Source organism: Flavobacterium glycines (genome assembly GCF_900100165.1).
Lineage (GTDB): Bacteria > Bacteroidota > Bacteroidia > Flavobacteriales > Flavobacteriaceae > Flavobacterium > Flavobacterium glycines.
Window position 1 is genome coordinate 1 of the sequence record NZ_FNEO01000006.1, and the last position, 14,404, is coordinate 14,404.

At 35.3% G+C, this 14,404-nt stretch carries 14 protein-coding genes and 1 rRNA gene; 3 read left to right on the plus strand and 12 right to left on the minus strand.

The window, feature by feature from the left end; all coding sequences use genetic code 11:
• The first annotated feature begins 200 nt into the window (after positions 1–200).
• Both rrf and BLR17_RS12695 read left to right on the plus strand, forming a co-directional pair.
• Positions 201–310, plus strand: a 5S ribosomal RNA gene (gene rrf / locus BLR17_RS12690).
• 200 nt (positions 311–510) lie between these two features.
• Positions 511–1,848, plus strand: coding sequence for an MATE family efflux transporter (locus BLR17_RS12695; protein WP_066328995.1), 1,338 nt, complete (start codon positions 511–513; stop codon positions 1,846–1,848).
• 223 nt (positions 1,849–2,071) lie between these two features.
• Here BLR17_RS12695 and BLR17_RS12700 read toward each other — a convergent pair whose 3' ends face one another.
• Positions 2,072–2,791, minus strand: a complete 720-nt coding sequence (locus BLR17_RS12700; protein ID WP_066328753.1) for a YebC/PmpR family DNA-binding transcriptional regulator — start codon at positions 2,789–2,791, stop codon at positions 2,072–2,074.
• Between the two features lie 56 nt (positions 2,792–2,847).
• On the minus strand, positions 2,848–3,930 hold the full coding sequence (gcvT, locus tag BLR17_RS12705; protein ID WP_066328755.1) for a glycine cleavage system aminomethyltransferase GcvT: 1,083 nt from the start codon (positions 3,928–3,930) through the stop codon (positions 2,848–2,850).
• A gap of 172 nt (positions 3,931–4,102) precedes the next feature.
• Between gcvT and BLR17_RS12710 the strand changes: the two genes are divergently transcribed.
• Entirely contained in the window at positions 4,103–4,948 is an 846-nt protein-coding gene (locus tag BLR17_RS12710; protein WP_066328756.1) for an NAD(P)H-hydrate dehydratase, read from the plus strand.
• A 64-nt stretch (positions 4,949–5,012) separates the two neighbouring features.
• On the opposite strand, the gene BLR17_RS12715 is transcribed toward BLR17_RS12710, so the two are convergent.
• The 10 genes from BLR17_RS12715 to BLR17_RS12760 all read right to left on the minus strand — a co-directional run bounded on the left by BLR17_RS12715 (position 5,013) and on the right by BLR17_RS12760 (position 14,042).
• Positions 5,013–5,306 carry a type II toxin-antitoxin system RelE/ParE family toxin gene (locus BLR17_RS12715; RefSeq protein ID WP_066328757.1) on the minus strand — a complete coding sequence of 98 codons (294 nt, stop codon included), beginning with the start codon at positions 5,304–5,306 and terminating at the stop codon, positions 5,013–5,015.
• Positions 5,299–5,550 carry a type II toxin-antitoxin system ParD family antitoxin gene (locus tag BLR17_RS12720; protein WP_066328996.1) on the minus strand — a complete coding sequence of 84 codons (252 nt, stop codon included), beginning with the start codon at positions 5,548–5,550 and terminating at the stop codon, positions 5,299–5,301. The genes BLR17_RS12715 and BLR17_RS12720 overlap by 8 nt, the downstream gene beginning before the upstream one ends.
• 176 nt (positions 5,551–5,726) lie before the next feature.
• Positions 5,727–6,836, minus strand: coding sequence for a hypothetical protein (locus tag BLR17_RS12725; RefSeq protein WP_066328758.1), 1,110 nt, complete (start codon positions 6,834–6,836; stop codon positions 5,727–5,729).
• Between the two features lies 1 nt (position 6,837).
• Positions 6,838–8,046: a DNA cytosine methyltransferase gene (locus tag BLR17_RS12730; protein WP_217635907.1), complete on the minus strand. Its 1,209-nt coding sequence runs from the start codon at positions 8,044–8,046 to the stop codon at positions 6,838–6,840.
• A gap of 658 nt (positions 8,047–8,704) precedes the next feature.
• Positions 8,705–10,801 (minus strand): beta-galactosidase, encoded by a 2,097-nt coding sequence (locus BLR17_RS12735; protein ID WP_066328760.1) that lies wholly within the window; start codon positions 10,799–10,801, stop codon positions 8,705–8,707.
• A gap of 66 nt (positions 10,802–10,867) precedes the next feature.
• The gene (locus BLR17_RS12740) at positions 10,868–11,668 is read right to left on the minus strand and encodes a DUF1961 family protein (protein ID WP_066328761.1); all 801 of its coding nucleotides are present in this window, start codon (positions 11,666–11,668) and stop codon (positions 10,868–10,870) included.
• Position 11,669: 1 nt separating this feature from the next.
• Positions 11,670–12,419: a COG4705 family protein gene (locus tag BLR17_RS12745; protein WP_066328763.1), complete on the minus strand. Its 750-nt coding sequence runs from the start codon at positions 12,417–12,419 to the stop codon at positions 11,670–11,672.
• 67 nt (positions 12,420–12,486) lie between these two features.
• Positions 12,487–13,044 (minus strand): DUF4256 domain-containing protein, encoded by a 558-nt coding sequence (locus BLR17_RS12750; RefSeq protein ID WP_066328764.1) that lies wholly within the window; start codon positions 13,042–13,044, stop codon positions 12,487–12,489.
• A gap of 19 nt (positions 13,045–13,063) precedes the next feature.
• On the minus strand, positions 13,064–13,633 hold the full coding sequence (locus BLR17_RS12755; RefSeq protein WP_066328765.1) for a YdeI/OmpD-associated family protein: 570 nt from the start codon (positions 13,631–13,633) through the stop codon (positions 13,064–13,066).
• 7 nt (positions 13,634–13,640) lie between these two features.
• The gene (locus BLR17_RS12760; RefSeq protein WP_139068385.1) at positions 13,641–14,042 is read right to left on the minus strand and encodes a hypothetical protein; all 402 of its coding nucleotides are present in this window, start codon (positions 14,040–14,042) and stop codon (positions 13,641–13,643) included.
• Between the last annotated feature and the right edge of the window lie 362 nt (positions 14,043–14,404).

A 14,404-nucleotide genomic window follows, 5' to 3' on the forward strand; every position in this document is an offset into this window, starting at 1 on the left:
AGCCGAGTAGTACTAATAACCTGTAAGCTTATGTACATCCGCTTGTCCCAGTGTAAGCTGGGACAGCAAACTTTCTAATACTAAAATACTTTTCTTTATCTCAGTATGTTAAGATATTAGCTCGACGCGAGCAGTTATGGGTTGTGAGTTATCAGTTTAAAACAATAAACTAAAAACAACAAACCATTAACTAAAAACCTTAAGGTGGTTATTGCGGCGGGGCTCACCTCTTCCCATCCCGAACAGAGAAGTTAAGCCCGCCTGCGCAGATGGTACTGCAGTTTTGTGGGAGAGTATGTCGTCGCCTTTCTTTATTGAAGCCCAATCTTTTCAGGTTGGGCTTCTTTTTTTTCATTGGAACGACGTGTTCGGCTAAAGCCTCGGTTCGTCCCCTTTAGCTTCGCTCCGTTCGGGCTAATGCCCTCGGGTCTTTGAAAACCCTATCCAATTCGGATAGGGTTTTTTGTTTTATATGTATTTTTGGAACCTAATTTAAGAATTTATAAAACTATGAGTAAAGAAAAATTAGTGGACATGACCCGCGGAGCGATTACTCCGAAGATTATTCATTATACTTTGCCCTTAATTATTGGTAATTTTTTTGTGTTGTCTTACAACGCGACTGATTCAATAATTGTGGGAAGGTATATTGGTGCTAATGCTTTGGCTGCATTAGGTGCTGCGAGTCCAGTAATGAATATTTTACTTTTTTTAATTATAGGAATTTGCTTAGGCATGTCGGTATTGATGGGGCAAAGTTTTGGTAAACAGGATTATTCTAAATTGAAGAGGTTAATATCGACTTCCTTTATTGCTGGTGGTACTTTTACCTTAGTATTAATCGCATTTGGATTTGTTTTTTCAAGATCGATACTCCTTTTTTTAAATACGCCTTTGGTTATTTTAGATGATGCCACTTCCTATTTACAAATCATTTTTATTGGTTTAGTTTTTTCTTTTATTTATCATATTTATGCTTCTACTTTGAGAAGTATGGGGAATTCTAAAGCCTCGCTCTATTTTTTGATAGCTTCAGCTTTGTTGAATGTTGTAATGGATTATCTTTTTGTGGTGGAATGGCATAAAGGAATTGAAGGTGCTGCCTGGGCAACTGTAATGGCCGAGGCTATAGCTGCATTATTTTGTGTTCTTTATGTTCGATTTCGGATTCCAATTTTACGTTTTAAATCAAAGGATTTTGTTTTTGATAAAGATTTGTTGCGAACAATTGTTAGTTATAGTTCAGTGGCAGCTATGCAGCAAATTACGTTGCATTTAGGTAAGTTTTTCATACAAGGTGCGGTAAATCCATTAGGTGTGGTTGCTATTGCGGCCTTTAATGCAGTGACCCGAATTGATGATTTTGTGATGGTTGTCCAACAAAATATTGCGCATGGGACTACAGGTTTTATAGCTCAAAATAATGGTAAAAGAAATTTTTCCCGAATAAGTAGAGGATTTCGCATAGGTTTCAAAATGGAAGTTGTTTATTCTGTTTTGGCAATGCTAGTAGTTTTGTTTTTTTCAAAAGAACTTATTTCGTTATTTGTAGGTGAAGGAGCTAACGATATCATTAGTGAAGGTGTAAAATATTTAAGAGTGATGGTGTTTCTTTATCTTCTTCCTGGAATTACTAATGTTATTCAGGGATATTTCAGAGGTTTAGGAATGATGAAAATTACTTTGAATGCTACCTTTTCACAAATGTTAGGAAGAGTAATTGCGGCTTATTTTTGGGCTCCTTATTTTGGAATAAAAGGAATTGCATTAGCCTGTTTAGTGGGTTGGATTTGTATGTTGTCTTATGAATCTCCGTTGTTTTATAAGAGTTGGAAACAAGGTAAATAATTCTTTAATATTATTTTGTCTAGGGGTTTGTGTTAGGGATTGAAGCGGATAGCCCGCAGTCCCGATTTTTTTATCGGGACGAGGACTTGTAGCGGAAAGCCCGACCTCGTTGCTGAACAAAATGGAATTTTTTATCCAAAAGTTCTGCAACGAGGGAACGCCATAAAAAAAAGAGTTTAACTAAATGCTAAACTCTCTCTGATAAAATATTTTGTTGAAGAATTTATTCTTCGTTTTCTTCCATAGTGTGATAAACGTTCATTACGTCATCGTCCTCTTCGATTTTCTCGATTAATTTTTCAACATCTGCAATTTGTTCTGCGTTTAGTTTTTTAGTAATCTGAGGAATTCTTTCAAAACCTGAAGAAAGAATATCGATACTTCTGTTTTCTAATTCTTTCTGGATAGTTCCAAAGCTGTTGAAAGGTGCGTAAATTAAGATTCCGTCTTCGTCTTCAAAAACTTCTTCGGCACCAAAATCGATGAATTCTAATTCTAATTCTTCGGCATCCAAACCTTCTTTTGGAATTCGGAAGTTGCAGGTATGATCAAACATGAATTCTACCGAACCCTGAGTTCCCATAGTTCCGTTACATTTGTTGAAATAACTACGGATGTTAGCTACGGTTCTGTTGTTGTTATCAGAAGCCGTTTCAATCAGGATAGCGATTCCGTGAGGAGCGTATCCTTCAAATAAAATTTCTTTATAGTTAGCCGTATCCTTGTTAGATGCATTTTTAATGGCGCGTTCTACGTTGTCCTTAGGCATGTTAGCAGCCTTAGCATTTTGAATTACAGCTCTCAGTCTGGAGTTGGTTTCAGGATTTGGACCTCCTTCTTTTACAGCCATTACAATATCTTTACCAATTCTGGTAAATGTTTTGGCCATAGCAGCCCAACGTTTCATTTTTCTTCCTTTTCTAAATTCGAATGCTCTTCCCATTTCTGATTCTTTTTTTAACGGTGCAAAAATACAATTATTCTGTTTTTTTTAAAGTTTTAGTTTTTATAAAATGGCATTTTTACCACTTTGGCAGCTACATCTTTTTTTCTGATTCGAATAAAGATTTCACTGTCTACAGCGCTATTGTCCACAGTTACATATCCCATTCCGATACCTTTGTTCAATGAAGGCGACATAGTTCCTGAAGTTACAATTCCAATAGTATTTCCATTGGCATCAACAATCTCGTAATCGTGTCTTGGAATAGCGCGTTCCTGCATTTCAAAACCGATTAGTTTTTTAGTTACTCCGGCTTCCTTTTGTTTTGCTAAAGTATCTGAGTTTGTAAATTCTTTATTGAATTTTGTAATCCAACCCAATCCTGCTTCTATTGGCGAAGTAGTGTCGTTGATGTCGTTTCCGTAAAGACAGAATCCCATTTCAAGACGTAAAGTATCACGGGCTGCTAAACCAATTGGCTGAATACCAAAAGGAGCTCCAGCTTCGAAAACCTTGTTCCAGATTTGTTCTACTTCTTCATTTTTACAATAAATCTCAAAACCTCCGGCACCTGTATATCCTGTAGCCGAAATGATCACATTTTCGATTCCTGCAAAATCACCTACTTCAAAATGATAATATTTTATCGAAGATAAATCTACTGAAGTCAATGATTGTAAAGCTTCAACAGCTTTAGGTCCCTGAATAGCCAATAAAGAATAGTCGTCAGAAAGGTTTTTCATTTCAACCCCTAAATCATTATGAGCCGAAATCCAATCCCAGTCTTTATCAATATTGGAAGCATTTACCACTAATAAATACTGCTCTTCTTTCATTTTGTAAACCAATAAATCATCTACAATTCCGCCTTCGTTGTTAGGTAAACAGGAATATTGTACTCTTCCTGTTGTCAAGGTAGCAGCATCATTAGAAGTTACTTTTTGAATCAAGGCTAAGGCATTTGGACCAGAAAGTAAAAATTCCCCCATGTGCGAGACATCAAAAACACCAACAGCCGTTCGCACGGTTTCGTGTTCAGCGTTTATTCCTTCATAAGTTATAGGCATATTGTATCCTGCAAACGGTAGCATTTTTGCTCCCAAGGCTTCGTGTATGTGCGTTAGCGCAGTATTTTTCATTATGATTTTTGTGTAAATTTTGATGGCGCTAATTTATTGCTTTTATTTTGAGTAACAAAGGCGTGAGAGTCAAAGTTTATCGGTAATTGGTGGCAAAGAAAAATAGTTGAGAAATTTATTTTATTAACGGAAATAGAACTAAATTAGAGTATATTTTTAAAAAGTAACTTTTATGTTGAAGTCAATTGCTATCGACCGAAATGAAGTCTTAAAGCATTACAAAACCATTGCTGTGGATACGCACAAAGGAATCCAGGGACATGCTTTGCTTATTGGCGGGAGTTATGGAAAAATGGGGGCTGTTTGCCTGTCTTCGAAAGCGGCGCTGAAAACAGGCTGCGGATTAGTGACTGCTTTTGTTCCTAAATGTGGCTATGAAATTCTTCAAATTGCGATTCCCGAGGTGATGGTTTTGACCGATGCGAAGAAACGCTGTATCTCCAATATCAATTTCGATTTTCAGCCCAATGCTATTGGAATTGGTCCCGGAATGGGGCAGGACGAAGTGACTCAGAAGACTTTTTTGAAACTGCTAAGAACCAATAAATCTCCTTTGGTAATTGATGCCGATGCTTTGAATATTTTATCAAAAAACAAAGCATGGTTTCTTCTTTTACCAGCCAGAACGATACTTACGCCTCATCCGAAAGAACTGGAACGATTGATAGGGGAATGGAATTCGGAAGAAGAAAAATTCGAAAAAACCATTTCTTTTTCGTTGCAATATAATGTGATTGTGGTGATGAAAGGAGTTCCCACGCATATTGTTGACGGCGAAACGATTTATAAAAACACCACAGGAAATCCAGCCTTGGCAACGGCCGGAAGTGGCGATGTACTGACCGGAATAATTACAAGTTTGTTGGCACAATCTTATGAAGCTGTTCAAGCGGCTATTTTAGGAGTCTATCTACACGGATTAACGGCTGATATTGCTGTGCCTAAAACCGGATTTCAATCGTTTATAGCCTCGGATATTATTAGTCATATTGGTGAAGCTTTTTTGAGTTTGGAATGAAATAGTTGGTGGTCTTTCAAGATTCCACACGAAAGAATTTATGCGGAAGCGTGAGTGATGTTGTTTATAGTTTGCTTTTTAAATCCATTCTTCCATGGAGAATTCTTATGATTTCTATTTCATTCTTTGCTATAATGGAATAAAAGATAATATGCTCTCCTGATTTAAAACCTAATATTCCTTTGGTCACCATATCATAGTTTCTACCAAATTCCGGATTATTTGCTAAATCATCACAGGATGCTAAAAGTAAATAGTAATATTTTTCAGCTTGCAATTCAGACCAGGTTTCGATTGTATAGTCCCAAATGTCCGATAAGTCCTCAACAGCTTTATTTGTTAAATAATATTTAGCCATTTGATTTCTTTTTTGCTTTTAAAACAGCAAGATGTTTTTTAGCATCAAAATCTACTGCACGTCCGCTTTCTATTCCATCATTGATCGCTTTTCTTAAAGCTATAATTTTATTTTCCTCCTCTTCTAAAAGACGAAGACCGGCTCTCACTACTTCACTGGCGTTGTTGAATCTTCCATCATTTACACTCTGTTCTATAAAACTTTCAAAATGATGACCTAATGATATTGATGTGTTTTTTCCCATAATTGCTACAATTTTAAGTAAAGTTACCAAATTTTGGTAATTATGCCATCTTTGTAATGTAAAGGTTTTGACAAAATGTATCAAGAAGCTACAAGAAAGGATTGACTTCGTCGAATTTCATTTCGTGCGGCAGCGTGGGGGGACAGTTACCGCTGTTATGTGTTCGCCTTTTATAATTAGCTCATTTCACTAATTAGTTTGTTCCATTTTTCTTTGTGTTCAAATTTTAATGCATTATCGTTCTCAAGTAGATTTACATATTTATCAACAAATTCAAAAGTATTGTCAAGTAAGCGCAAATAATATTTTAATGATTGCATAATTCCATTTACAATTAACTGACAACCATGCACATTTTTAATGCGCTGTATTTCGTCTTGAATTTTACCCCATTCTTCTTCGTTAGGTTGTGGCGCAGTTGAAAGTATATAATAGCGATTTACGGGAGTTGTTTGAAATTTTGCATAAGCATCCAAGACTAGTTGTAAAGTTATAGTGATTCCATGCTTCACTTCAACTGCTTCAAAGGATCTTTCGTTTTCATCAATAATATCAATATCTCCAATTCTACCACTTCTTGCATCAGCGGAGGTATGGCTTTCAATTGGAAGTAGTTGTTTGTTTTCAAAACGCTTAGCTTCGTTTATTAAACATTCATAAATCGCATAAAATGCTAAAACAGGAAGGCGCGAAGCACCTTCTGCTTTATATGTAGCATTAAAATGATTTCCCAAAAGATATAAAATTGAATTAATAGAGAGCGCTGTTGGTTTTGCTAAATCAATTGTATGTTGATTTCGTTTAATAATTAATCCTTGAAGCATAAAGCTTAAATATTCTTTGCAATCTGCTCCTTTTTGGATATTGTCAAGTAAAGTTAAAAATGCCCCTTTTAAATTGTCTGGTTTAATTGAACCTGTATAATTCAAGTCATAAGGAACTTTTTGTTCTAGGGAACGTGTAAGCCAACCACTTTCAGCCATGGCGGGAAATTTATGCTGTTTTAAAAATGGTGTAATATTTTTGTTATCAAAAGTTCTACCAGAATATCCATTTTGAATTCCATCCTGATGATTTCTTATATCTTGTTGTGGATTCAATATTTTATAAACTACACTTGTAATAAAAACGGTGAGAACTCCTTTTGCTGATTCTGAATATTGCAAAATGGTATTTATAAGAGCCTGTTCAGTTTCAGTTAATTTTGATGTAATTGTTTCTTTTGAGCCGACGATTGACATTGCGTCATTATATTGTTCATTAAGAAATTCTGATGGTGTAGCCATTTTATAGTAATTGTTTTTTTATTTCTTTCATTATTTCTTTGACCATAGGAACGCAAACACTATTGCCAACTTGCCTATATAATTCACTTAGATTATTTATTTTAATAAAATTTTCTGGAAATCCCATGATTTTATAACATTCATTAATGGTTAATTTCCGAACTTTTCCATTATCATAAATCCAAAATCGACCAGAACTTTCTTGTGATGGTAACGCAGGGTGCAAACCATCAGAAGAATAAATACGATTAGGTTGCTTATGAACCCTTGATAGATTTTCAGTACCTGGTCTAACTCCAGCTTTTCTAATAGTTTTATTTCTATAGCCAATAAAGATTAACCCACTTGTTTGAGTTTTAGGATTTTCAATTAATGTATAAGGCTCGTTCAAATATTCAAATTCAACATCTTTATCTAAAAAACCTTTTAAAATTGGTTTAGGTATTGTTTTGATTTTTGAAAAATCAAACTCTTTCTTTTTGTGTCCAACAATAATAATTCTTTCTCGATTTTGAGGAACCCCAAAATCCGACGAATTTAGTATCTCACAGGAAGTTTTATATCCTAGTTCTTCTAAATGTTTAAGTATAATCTTTAAGGTTCTGCCTTTATCGTGATGTACTAAGTGTTTTACATTTTCAAGTAATACAACTTTTGGTTCTCTCAACTCGATTATTTGTAAAACATTATAAATCAATGTACCTCTTGTATCCTCGAATCCTTTCATTTTACCCGAGATACTAAATGGTTGACAAGGAAAACCAGCCATTAAAATATCGTGTTTTGGAACAATATTTAAATCCAATTTAGTAATATCCCCAAATGGAACTTCTCCAAAATTAATTTCGTATGCCCGTTGTGCATGATAATTAAATTCAGAAGTAAAGACACATTTACCATTTAGCTCTTGAGTAGGAATTCGGAAGCCTCCAATTCCAGCAAATAAATCAATAAATGTAAAATCGTAATTTTCAGGTGGTGGAAATGGAACATCAAATTGTATAGGTAATAATTGTTGCATTTGAGGCTCTTCAACCAAATTTAAATCTTCAGAAATTTTTTTTAAATATGATGTTGCAGGCTCAATATAATGCTGAGATACACCGTTGATATGATTCTGAAAATAATGAGTAAGATGAGCTACACCAATATTATTTTCGCGTTCAACTTCAATTTTCAACTTATCTTTTATTGCAGAATAACTAACCATTTATTACTAAAATTTAATTTCTCGCAATTTACAAAATTGGAAAGTTTTTTAAAGGGAGGAAATATTTTATTATTAACAAGATTATCTCGTGGCTTGTTTGTTGAAATCGTGTTACAGAGTTAAGCATAAATTATGTGTACTCGCTACAAAGTAGCGCTTATACAACCCAAATAGGGTAGATTGGCGAAATTTTATCTCGTTTTATACGTTCTTCAAATATAGAAATTAAATCTTATAAACTACGACTTTGATTATTAAAGTGTTTTTTGTGTTCTGCCCAGTAAAATAGGGTTTCAGAAGCAAAAAGAATGCCCTGAAACGAGCTTCGGACTCCCTGTTGCATGCTTCGGACTTCTATTTATATACTTCGATGTCTTGATTCATTCTTCCGTCAGCCTGATGCGAGCTTCCGTGTCTTTAGTACAAGCTTCTGTTGTCGTGATGTTTGTTTCGTATAGGTTAGTTGATCTTCAGCAAGACCGTTGGCATAAAAAAAGGCTTTAGCCTAATCTTGATCTAGATTTCGGCTAAAGCCTTTTGGAAACTTTAATTTGTAAATCGGGCTAAAGCCCTACCCAATTCATACTTTAAAATAGGTATTAATGAAAAAAATCAGTGTTTATCTGTTTAAATCTGTTTCATCCATGTCCCAAATTTTTTAGTATTTCCACACCAACACATCAGCTGTTTTCATGGCTTTTGTACCAATTATAATTTCGGCATTGGCAGGCAATTTCATTTCATAAACTTTATCCGAATAGTTTACAGCAATCCCAAAACCGTCGCGGTATTCTACCAATATTCCTTCCGGATAGTTTTCAATAGGGATATTTTGTTGTTGGTATAATTTGGTCAAAACCTGTTTTTCTAAATCTCCTTTTTTAGAATCAACGCCAATATAAGTCACCGTTCCTTTTCCTAATTTACGCGAAATCACAGCCGGAGTTCCCGCATAGAAATCGCCCTGGAAAGTGCCCCAGATTTCGGTTCCTTTGTTTGGTTTTAATAAATCGCCCCAGCTTACCCAGTCAAAATCCTGATTGTTGAATTTGATTTTGTCCGGTGATTGCGGCATCAATAAATCATAAGATTCTACTTCGGAACCAATTAATTTCCACATCGGTTCATAGAATTTAGCTTCCCATAAATGCCCTTTTCGGTTTTGAATTCCTGTACGGCAGCTCATTACTAAGTTTCCTCCGTTTTGAGCATAGGCAGCTAGTTTGTCAATCATTTGCTGGTCAATCATTTGATAAGCAGGGACTAGCAACACCGGATATTTTGAAAAATCAGTTGTATCACGAACAAAATCCACCGGAGCTCCAAAAGATTTTGCAGCCTTATAATATTTTGTAAAATGATTAAATGTATTCCATTGGTTGGTTTGTTTGTTCAAATCAATTCCCATTACATTATCGGCATTGAACAGAATTCCGGTTTTGCGTTGCAAATAATCTTTTGGTAATTGTGCTTTCGGATTGTATTTTTTTCTCAAAGCAGCAATGTCTTTGATGAATTGGCTGAATTCCTGTCCGCCGGGAGTAGGTGTAACTCCATCGGTGCCCACAATTCCGTAGTGGTATTGCTCATAACCGTACAAAGGCGCACGGAAACGATAGGTACAGGTAAATTTACTTCCGCCGGCAAAAACATGCCACAACCAAAGTCGCATAGCTCCCGGTAAGGGCTGCGGATTGATGCTTCCCCAGTTTACCTGTCCCGGTTGTAATTCCATTACACCGTAAGCCCCTTTCATTGGACGGAAAAAATCATTCGACATTGCAATGCGTGAATATTCGCCCACACGATAACCTTTTGGTCCAATGCCTAAATCACCACCATAAACCATATAACGGGTGTAAGAAACAAAGTCCAGTTCTTTACTGTCTCCCACATAACCCACATCATACATTGGAATGTAATTAGAAGTAACCCATTGATCCGGATTGGAATATTTGCGGATTTCTTTGGCTTGTTCGTCAAGGAAAGTAGCTGTTTCGTCATCTGCAAAGCGATAATGATCCAGTTGGGAGTGTAAATTCATTCCCCAAATGCCGTGTTTAGGAATATTAATTTCGTCAAAACTACTGTAAGTTCCGCTCCAGAAATTGTTACCCCAGGCTTCGTTAAGTACATCGATGGTTTTGTATTTATTTTTTAACCAATTGCGGAAACGTTCGTGTGCATCCTGTCCGTAATCCAGAAAACGACGCGGTTCATTATCCACTTGCCAACCAATTACATTTTTATCATTTCCATATCTTTTGGCTAATTCGGCAATCATTTTCATCGAATAGGAACGATAATAATTGCTTGAAAAAGTAGCATGCTGGCGTGTTCCATGATCCATTTTAGTGCCGTCTTCATTAGTTGCCAAAATATCCGGATGCTTGCGAACCAGCCAAACCGGAGGCGTGGCGGTTGAAGTACACATAATTACTTTAAGATGGTATTTTTTAGCCAGTTCTAAGGATTTATCGAGCCATTTGAAATCGTATTTGCCTTCTTCGGGTTCGAGTTGTGCCCAGGCAAATTCACCAAAATGAGTAAATTCAAATCCCATTTTCTCCATGTTTTGGAAATCGCGCTCCCACTGCGAAGGATTCCAATGTTCCGGATAATAATAAACTCCCACCGAAGTTAAATCTTTGGAAGGGAAGAATTTTTCTGTTTTTTGAGCAAAAGTAGCTGTACTAAACAGCAGTAACAGCGCCAGAAAGCATCGTTGATACAATGCAGTAGTTTTGTAATTCATAATAAAACGGTTAGCTAAATAGTGAATTACAAATCTAAGTTTTTTTAGCTATAAAGTGTAATTTTCTCACTTATTTGTGTAAATGGAAAAATCGCTATATAAAGCATTTCTTGTTGCCATTTGTCTTAAACCAATTCGTCCTTCAATAAGTTCTGGATGGTTTTTAAGATTCCAGGAGAATAATTTGGAACTGTTTTTTCCAACAACTTTAAAATAAAGTTTTTCATTGGTTTTAATCACTGTAATTTTATAGGTTTCATCCGTTTTGAACAATCCGGTTTCAAAATAAGGATTCGGAATTTCGGTAGTAGTGTTGAAATTTTGTCCAGGAGCTACAGGATATTGGCGCACTCTGATATAATCTTTTTTACTGTCGGTATTGTCATTTTCAAAGGAAGCATAACTAATATGCAAAGCTTTCATATTAGTAAAATAGGTTTTCATAGCCGGAATTTCTCTTAAGTGATTCCATTTCGAAATGTCTTCAACATAAGGAGCAACGCCTGTACCGGTTGCCTGCAGGTATAAAATAATAGCCCATTTAGTTTCAGTATCTTTTCTTGTGAAATTGTATTCTAATTTCACATTTCCCTTAAAGGATTCCTTTGTCCATAAAACAGCATGACCGGCATCAGTCCCAGCGGTAGTTCCTGTGCTGAATAACATTCCTGCTTTGGTATTTTTGATATTTGCCTGAAGTCCGTCTAAGAACCATTTGGATTGCCAGTCTTTTGTTCCGCTATCCTGAAATTGCAATTGCCATTGTTTAGGCTGATTGAGAATGTCAAATTCTTTAGTTTCCGTATTTTGGGCATGTATTGAAAAGGAAAGAAAGTATATTGGAATTAGAAGTTGTTTATAATTCATTTTAAAGAGAGGTATGTTGTTTCAAATGTTTTTTATGTGATAGAAATATTAATAAAGACATCAGTGTAATTGAAACAATAGAAGCGTTTAAAGTTCCTAAATCCAGACCGCCTTTAATCAGAGGTTTAGTTAAAAAATCACCAAAAGTCGCCCCAAAAGGTCTGGTGAAAATAAAAGCAATCCAAAAGAGGGCATTGTGATTGATTTTAGTTGAATAATGTAAAATAACCACAATCAAAATTATTGCTGCGGTGAATAAAGCACCATTGAGGTAACTTAGTCCAATTTCATCGCTTAAATAATCGCCGAATGCAGTGCCTAAACTGTTTGAAAATAATATTGCAATCCAGTAATAAATTTCATTGTTTTTTTCGAAAATTGGATAAACACTTAATGAGTGGAATTTTTTGTGCCAAAAAAATAAAGTTAGGAGTAATCCAATGAACAGAATAATGCTGCCCATGGTGTATCCTAAATGTAAACTTCTATCCATAAAATCAGAGATTTCAGTTCCCAATGTAGTCGTGGCAATAATTACTAACCAAAAAAATACAGGGATGTATTTTTTTGATACTAATTGAAAACTAAGAACAACCAAAAAGAAAAGTAACGTAATAAAAATTCCGGTTAGATAGCCAAGATTTAATGTCATCGATAAATAATCTCCCAAAGTTTCACCTAAGGTTGTTGCCACGATTTTCATTAACCAGAATAGCAGGCTAATTTGTGCTACTTTATTTAATTTTTCCATTGTTTTAGGGTTCAATTATTAGTTTCAAACTTAAACTAAAGTAGTCACTAAAAGTGTTAAATGATTTTTAAATTCTTAATGAGCCTCGAAAGCCTCTGGCGGCATAATAAGATTCAGCGCCATTGTGATAGATAAAGACATTTCCGTAACGGAAATCAGCAAAAATAGCTCCGCCCAGTTTTCTGATTTCGGCAGGAGTTTGAATCCAACTCGAAGTTTTGCTGTCAAATTTTCCTAATTTTTGCAATTCCCGATATTCGGCTTCTGATAAAAGCGTAATTCCCATGGCAGCAGCCATATCCTCCACACTATTTTTAGGTTTGTTTTCTTTTCTGGAATCCAGTGCCTGACGGTCATAACAAAGACTTCTACGCTCTTTAGGACTCTCGGCAGAACAATCATAAAACATGTATTCTCCGGTGTTTTTATCATAATCAACAACATCCGGTTCGCCGCCTGTTCTTTCCATTTCGTTTAGCGACCAGAGTTTCTCAGGATTGGCTTCGAGTTTGGCTTGAACTTTATTCCATTCCAAACCTTCATGACGCTGGCTGTTTTTTTCAAAACGCTCTTTCAGTATTTTTAATAAGGTTTCCAATTCTGTTGCTGCTAATTTCTTTCCCATAATTGTATTTTTTTGTTTGCTACTGTCTTGTTTTACAATTTTGCTCACACAAATCGATAATTTGAGCAATTCTGTTCTGTCTAGTTGTTGACCGTTTGGCTTGATTTAACCAATGTAAATAGCCTTTTTTATACGATTTAGCAAAATTTTGATAATGAGTAAAGGCAACAGGATTTTGATTAAAGGCCAATTGTAAATCATCCGGGATTTCCAGGTTTTCAACAGCATCCAGACTTTCCCAGGAACCATTTTTCTGAGCGATTTCAATTTTTTGCAAGCCGCTTTCGTGCATTAAATTGGACGCAATCAATTCTTCTATGTAGGTTTTGTTGAGTTTGCTCCAAACGCTTTTGTCTTTTCGGGGCGTAAAAAGTTGCAGTCTTCGGTCTTCATCCAGTTTTTTAACTGTAGAATCTATCCAGCCATAGCAAATAGCGACTTTTACAGCTTCTTCCCAACGCATACTTTCGGCTTCGTGTGCTACTTTGTAAAAAATCAAATATACTGCCTTGTGCGTACTATGATTTTCATGTAGCCAGGCTCTCCACTCGGAATCGTTTTTAAAGTATAAGGTTGGTTTTTCGTGCATGGTTCTTTTATTTTCTTTTGAATATCCATCTTATTTTTGAATCCGCTGTTGGATAACTGTTTGTACACGTTGATCCTTCACAAAATCTAATTGACCAACCTGAAGTTAATTTATAAAAATAGCCCCAACCCGGATATCTGATTAAGTTTTGTTGAATTGTAATAGGTAATTCTGTGAATAGTGTTCCTACATGATATCCTTCTTTAGTTATAAATTTAGGCTCCATTGTTTGAAGATAAATTGTATCGTGATTGCTATTCTGGACTAAATCAAAATTGATATCGTTAATTTTAACGGTTTTATATTCTGAAAGTTGGCCACTTGTTATTAAAATGAGTTTTCCGGGTTGATTTTGTCCCATTAATGTTGTAGCAAAAAAGCTAGTTAGAAGTACTAATAGTATCTTCATAGGTCTTTTTATGTTTAATTGTTATGGACTTTTTTTTTCGATTTCTTCTTGCGATATAGTATGTATAGTTGTGTGAGAATGACGATTAATAACACAAATCCAAAAAAGTATTCCATCATTAAAAGAGCCAACCAAGGCATGCCACATTTATAGGTTGCATGTTTTAAAGATTCACTCATTAGTTCAAGATTTATAATCGCAAAAACGATGTGTCCAAGCGAACTTATCAAAATTACTTCCAAAAAACTGAAAGAAGTACTGTCTTTAATCACTTTGTTCCCAAAGATAAACTGGAATAGCAATGGCGAAAATAAAAGAAGAAACCAAAATATTATATATACCATATTGTTTTTTTTTATTAG

Coding starts and splice junctions, on each gene's coding strand:
- BLR17_RS12695 (WP_066328995.1), top strand. CDS start 511: ATGAGTAAAGAAAAATTAGTGGACATGACCCGCGGAGCGATTACTCCG.
- BLR17_RS12700 (WP_066328753.1), bottom strand. CDS start 2,791: ATGGGAAGAGCATTCGAATTTAGAAAAGGAAGAAAAATGAAACGTTGG.
- gcvT (WP_066328755.1), bottom strand. CDS start 3,930: ATGAAAAATACTGCGCTAACGCACATACACGAAGCCTTGGGAGCAAAA.
- BLR17_RS12710 (WP_066328756.1), top strand. CDS start 4,103: ATGTTGAAGTCAATTGCTATCGACCGAAATGAAGTCTTAAAGCATTAC.
- BLR17_RS12715 (WP_066328757.1), bottom strand. CDS start 5,306: ATGGCTAAATATTATTTAACAAATAAAGCTGTTGAGGACTTATCGGAC.
- BLR17_RS12720 (WP_066328996.1), bottom strand. CDS start 5,550: ATGGGAAAAAACACATCAATATCATTAGGTCATCATTTTGAAAGTTTT.
- BLR17_RS12725 (WP_066328758.1), bottom strand. CDS start 6,836: ATGGCTACACCATCAGAATTTCTTAATGAACAATATAATGACGCAATG.
- BLR17_RS12730 (WP_217635907.1), bottom strand. CDS start 8,046: ATGGTTAGTTATTCTGCAATAAAAGATAAGTTGAAAATTGAAGTTGAA.
- BLR17_RS12735 (WP_066328760.1), bottom strand. CDS start 10,801: ATGAATTACAAAACTACTGCATTGTATCAACGATGCTTTCTGGCGCTG.
- BLR17_RS12740 (WP_066328761.1), bottom strand. CDS start 11,668: ATGAATTATAAACAACTTCTAATTCCAATATACTTTCTTTCCTTTTCA.
- BLR17_RS12745 (WP_066328763.1), bottom strand. CDS start 12,419: ATGGAAAAATTAAATAAAGTAGCACAAATTAGCCTGCTATTCTGGTTA.
- BLR17_RS12750 (WP_066328764.1), bottom strand. CDS start 13,044: ATGGGAAAGAAATTAGCAGCAACAGAATTGGAAACCTTATTAAAAATA.
- BLR17_RS12755 (WP_066328765.1), bottom strand. CDS start 13,633: ATGCACGAAAAACCAACCTTATACTTTAAAAACGATTCCGAGTGGAGA.
- BLR17_RS12760 (WP_139068385.1), bottom strand. CDS start 14,042: ATGAAGATACTATTAGTACTTCTAACTAGCTTTTTTGCTACAACATTA.